The organism is Subdoligranulum sp. APC924/74, from assembly GCF_003324125.1.
GTDB lineage: Bacteria > Bacillota > Clostridia > Oscillospirales > Ruminococcaceae > Gemmiger > Gemmiger qucibialis.
Map to the genome: position 1 here is coordinate 1 of NZ_PSQF01000151.1, position 4,606 is coordinate 4,606.

The window sequence follows — 4,606 nt, forward strand, 5'->3', positions numbered from 1 at the left end:
ATTATCTGCGCTTTTGGCTTGGCATCTGCCGCACCTCGCTCGCCGTATCGGCACTTAGAATTATGCGGTATTGCCCTAAGGTGTATCTGAAAACAAAGAAATAGATGATATTTTTGACTTTTCAGATACACCCTAGTATGGTTTTGTCAGCCTCGATTTTCCGTTGGTGCTTCCGGTGCCGCCTGCCGCTTGTTGTCGGCCTCCATCTTGACCCCACACAGCCCCAGCGCACGCTGGAAAGACTTTGGCCCCTTATACAAAATACCCGTGATCCCCAGGTTATAGGCTGCCTGGGCGTTCACCTTGGTATCATCCACAAAAATGGTTTCGTCATAGGCAAGGCCGTATTTTTGCATCATCAGGCCAAAAATTTTCGGGTCGGGTTTGCTCAGGTGTACTTCGCACGAGGCAATGCCGCCGTCAAACAGCGGGAAAAAGTCCCGCTGGCGGATTTCGTCAATCACGTCCTGCGAAATGTTGGAAAGGTAATACAGCCGGTAGCCCGCCAGCTTCAGCTTGCACATCGTTTTTACCGTGCGCTTGTTGGTGTGCAGGATGCTCTGCCATTCATCAATGACAGCCTGCACCTCAAAGGTACGGCCGCGCTCAGCAGCGTTTTCCAGCATCAGGCGGTTGGCAGTGCCGCGGCTGATGACCCCGCGGTCCAGCTCTTCCCATTCTTTGCTGCCAAAGGTCAAATCAAACACTTCATCCTCGGCGCTCTTGTTCAAAAAATGATCCATCAAAAAATCCCGCGGCTTAAAATCCACCACAACGCCGCCCAGATCAAAAATGATGTTTTTATACATAAACGGTTTATCCCTCCGGTTTTGGCTTACATCATACCTGCATAGCAGTCTGTATTATCCCTTATTATACACATAATTGCCCCAAAGCACAAATAAATTATTTACAGCATAATCTGTAATAGGTGCAAAATGGGAAAAGGGGTGGTGGCATGACACTGCGTGACTTGAGCGAGAAAGATGTGATTCAGCTGAAAACAGGGGAGAACCTTGGCCGCATTGATGACCTTGCCTTTGAGGATGGCCAGATCACCCAGGTGGTCCTGCACGGCCGTGCCCGAATGTTCGGCCTGTTGGGGCGGGACGATGATTTGTTCATTCCCTGGGCCGCTGTCAAAACCATAGGGACAGATGTTATCATGGTGGATGCCGAAGTGCCGCCCCCGCACGCAAATCACATCAGAAAAGGCTGGATGTAAAATCACTGAAAAATCTTCTTGACAGGGGTGAACATTTTGTAAGACTGTGCTATAATACTTTGAAAGAGTAACTTCCAGATACTGCCACCCAAGGAAAGGGGAGCCCGCCATGCAGATGAACGAAAAGCAAACCCTGCTGGCCGGTGCTGCCGCCCTTGCGCTGATCGTATTTGGTGCGCTATTCTGGATCGCTCCTGTCTGGCAGTTTGGTTATGCCCCGGCTGCCTATCAGCCGCCTGTTTTGCCGGCGCAGGCTGAACCTGCACCGGAACCCACGCGGGAAGAACAGGGGCCAGTCAACATCAATACCGCTTCGGCCGAAAAGCTGATGCAGCTGCCCGGCATTGGGCAGGCAAAAGCGGAAGCCATTCTGGCGGACCGCGCGGCAAACGGTCCCTATGCAGCGCCGGAAGACCTGACCCGCGTGAAGGGAATATCCCAGCGCATGGTGCAGCAGTGGGGAAGTGATATTACCGTTGGCGGCTGACCCCACTGCCCGATGGTGGAGCTAGAAAATAAAAACTGATTTTAGCCTCGCTCAACACCCCTGAACATCCGTAAGGAGGAACCTGTTTTGGAAAACCCGTCGGAGAGCATTTTTATCAACCGGGAACTCAGCTGGCTGGATTTTGACAGCCGCGTGCTGGCCCTTGCCAAAGAAAAAAGCGTTCCCCTGGCAGAGCGCATCAAATTTGCCGCCATTTTCGGCAGCAATATGGATGAGTTTTTTATGGTGCGTGTTGGCTCGCTGTATGACCAGACGTTGCTGAAAAACAATAAGCTGGATATCGTCACCCATATGACGCCATCGGAACAGATCGCCGCCATCACCCCGCGCGTAGCCGAGCTGCAGGCAAAGTGTGATAAATACTATCAGCACTTACTTTCCGCCTTGAAGGAGAACAAGTACATCAAAGTCGATTTTGACCACCTGGACAAGCAGCAGGAGCACTACTGGAAAGCATATTTCACCTCTGAAATCCTGCCCATCCTGAGCCCGCAGGTGGTGGACCAACGCCACCCGTTCCCGTTCCTGCGCAATAAAGAAATTTATTATGCCGCCCAGTTCAACAGCAAGAATGACGGTGTATATTACGGCATTATCCCCCTCAGCGGCCAGTTTGAGCAGCTGCTGTTTATCAAAAATCCAGACGGCACCACAAGCTTTGCCTTTGCGGATGAGCTGATCGCCCATTACGCCGCCAGCATCTTTAATAAAAGCACGCTGCAGAACGCCTGTCTGTTCCGCGTGACCCGCAATGCGGATATCACGGTGGACGAGGGCATGATGGATCATGATATCGACTTCCGCGATGTGATGAGCGAGCTGCTGAAAAAGCGCCGCAAGCTGGCCGCTGTGCGCCTGCAATTCTGGCCTAGCGCTCCGCAGGAGATCGTCAAGTTCCTGCGGGACAAGCTGGTGGTCCCGGCGGACCGCTGCTATACCCAAACTTCGCCGCTGGACCCCGGGCTTTTGTTCCGCCTGGCCAGCCGCGTTTCGGCAGACAGCAACCCTGCTTTTTCCTATCCGCCAGCCCGCCCGATTCAGGCCCCCGCGGATTATGATCTGTATGCCGAAGCCCACAAACATGACGTTCTGCTCTCTTACCCGTACCAGAGCATCCGCCCGTTCATCCGCATGCTGATGAAAGCAGGTTCCGACCCGGATGTTGTCAGCATCAAAATGACCCTGTACCGCATGGCAAGCGATTCCCAGATCGTGCAGGCGCTGATCAATGCAGCGGAAAACGGCAAGGAAGTTACCGCCATGGTGGAGCTGCGCGCCCGCTTTGACGAGCAGAACAACATCGACTGGTCCAAACAGCTGGAAGAAGCTGGCTGCACGGTGTTCTATGGCTTTGATGATTACAAAGTCCATTCCAAGCTGACCCTGATCACCAGCAAAGTGAACGGCAAATACCACTACCTGACCCAGATTGGCACAGGCAACTATAACGAAAAAACCAGCGAGCTGTACACTGACCTTTCCTTCATCACCACCCGGCAGGAAATCGGCGAGGAAGCCAGCGCAGTGTTCAACAATATGGCTTTGCAACGCCTGACCAGTGAGGCCGATACCATGCTGGTGGCACCACTGCGCTTCAAGAGCGTTCTGCTGGAACAGATGGACCGCCAGATTGACCGCGCCCGCCGCGGGCTTCCGGCATCCATGATTTTGAAAAACAACTCCATCAATGACCCGCAGATCATCAACAAGATCAGCGAGGCCAGTTGCGCCGGTGTGCGGGTGGATATGATCGTGCGCGGCATCTGCTGCATCAAAGCAGGGGTGCCTGGAAAGACCGAGAACGTCCACATCCGCAGCATCGTTGGCCGCTATCTGGAACATTCCCGCATTTATTGCTTTGGTGAAGGCGAAGACATGACCATCTATATCGCCTCCGGCGACTTCCTGACCCGCAACACCGAGCGTCGTGTCGAAGTCGGCGTGCGGGTGGATGATCGTGAGATTGCCAAAAAGCTGCGTGGCATCCTCGACCTACAGCTGCGGGATACCGTCAATGCACGGGAGATGCAGCCTGATGGCATATATACCCGCGTAAAGCCCAAGCAGGGCGAGCCGCCGGTGGACAGCCAGATGGCAATGTATGGCTACTTCCAGCACGGCTTTGAAACCGCACATCCCGCCGCACCCACCAGAAAGGCTGCCGCCAAACCGGTTCAAAAGCCCAAGCGCCCCACGCCCCATCCCCACAAACCGGAAAATAAGCGCTTCCGCGGTTTTCTTGACAGCCTGTTTGGCCACAAAAAGTAACCCCCGCAAAGGCTGTTCTGCACCATTCCCGCCTGACGGCAGGGATGCCGCATCAGCCCCGGAATGATATGGAACCGCCAAAAGTAAAACGGTTAAGGAGAACATAAACGTATGAAAACCTGTGTTGTAACAGCAACCTATGGCTGCGCTCCCAACAAAGTATGGCTGTACATGACCAACCCCACCCTGAACAGCTGGAACCCGACTGTTGCTTCGGCGGAGGTTGACCTGGAAGGCATGCACATTGTTGAGAAAAACAAGGACGGCACTACCACGGATATCCACTTTGACAAGCTGGATAAGCCCCGCCGTATCAGCTGCACTTTTACCCGCGGCAAGATCCGCGGCGCTTTTACCGCCATCCTGCTGGGCAGCGCCGATTCCACCAGCCTGGAATGCACGCTGGATGTGGAAGGTCTTGGTCTGTTCGCCAAGCCGCAGAAAAAGCTGGAAGAGTATCTGGAAACCTTGCGCAAAGTACTGGGTGACTAAACCAGAATCAGATTCACAACATCTTTGGTAAATTGATAAGGCAATACCGCATAATTCTAAGTGCCGATACGGCGAGCGAGGTGCGGCAGATGCCAAGCCAAAAGCGCAGATAA

At 53.6% G+C, this 4,606-nt stretch carries 5 protein-coding genes; 4 read left to right on the forward strand and 1 reads right to left on the reverse strand.

Annotation, left to right across the window (positions count from 1 at the left end):
* Positions 1–146 precede the first annotated feature (146 nt).
* The gene (locus C4885_RS15555; RefSeq protein ID WP_114001207.1) at positions 147–809 is read right to left on the reverse strand and encodes an HAD family phosphatase; all 663 of its coding nucleotides are present in this window, start codon (positions 807–809) and stop codon (positions 147–149) included.
* A 149-nt stretch (positions 810–958) separates the two neighbouring features.
* On the opposite strand from C4885_RS15555, the gene C4885_RS15560 reads away from it, so the two are divergent.
* The 4 genes from C4885_RS15560 (at position 959) to C4885_RS15575 (ending at position 4,493) form a co-directional block, all read left to right on the forward strand.
* Positions 959–1,225 (forward strand): YlmC/YmxH family sporulation protein, encoded by a 267-nt coding sequence (locus C4885_RS15560; protein ID WP_114001208.1) that lies wholly within the window; start codon positions 959–961, stop codon positions 1,223–1,225.
* A 109-nt stretch (positions 1,226–1,334) separates the two neighbouring features.
* Positions 1,335–1,712, forward strand: a complete 378-nt coding sequence (locus C4885_RS15565) for a ComEA family DNA-binding protein (RefSeq protein ID WP_199488131.1) — start codon at positions 1,335–1,337, stop codon at positions 1,710–1,712.
* An 87-nt stretch (positions 1,713–1,799) separates the two neighbouring features.
* Positions 1,800–4,001: a polyphosphate kinase 1 gene (gene ppk1, locus C4885_RS15570; RefSeq protein WP_114001209.1), complete on the forward strand. Its 2,202-nt coding sequence runs from the start codon at positions 1,800–1,802 to the stop codon at positions 3,999–4,001.
* 111 nt (positions 4,002–4,112) lie between these two features.
* The gene (locus C4885_RS15575) at positions 4,113–4,493 is read left to right on the forward strand and encodes an SRPBCC domain-containing protein (protein WP_114001210.1); all 381 of its coding nucleotides are present in this window, start codon (positions 4,113–4,115) and stop codon (positions 4,491–4,493) included.
* Positions 4,494–4,606: the final 113 nt, after the last annotated feature.

Coding starts and splice junctions, on each gene's coding strand:
- C4885_RS15555 (WP_114001207.1), bottom strand. CDS start 809: ATGTATAAAAACATCATTTTTGATCTGGGCGGCGTTGTGGTGGATTTT.
- C4885_RS15560 (WP_114001208.1), top strand. CDS start 959: ATGACACTGCGTGACTTGAGCGAGAAAGATGTGATTCAGCTGAAAACA.
- C4885_RS15565 (WP_199488131.1), top strand. CDS start 1,335: ATGCAGATGAACGAAAAGCAAACCCTGCTGGCCGGTGCTGCCGCCCTT.
- C4885_RS15575 (WP_114001210.1), top strand. CDS start 4,113: ATGAAAACCTGTGTTGTAACAGCAACCTATGGCTGCGCTCCCAACAAA.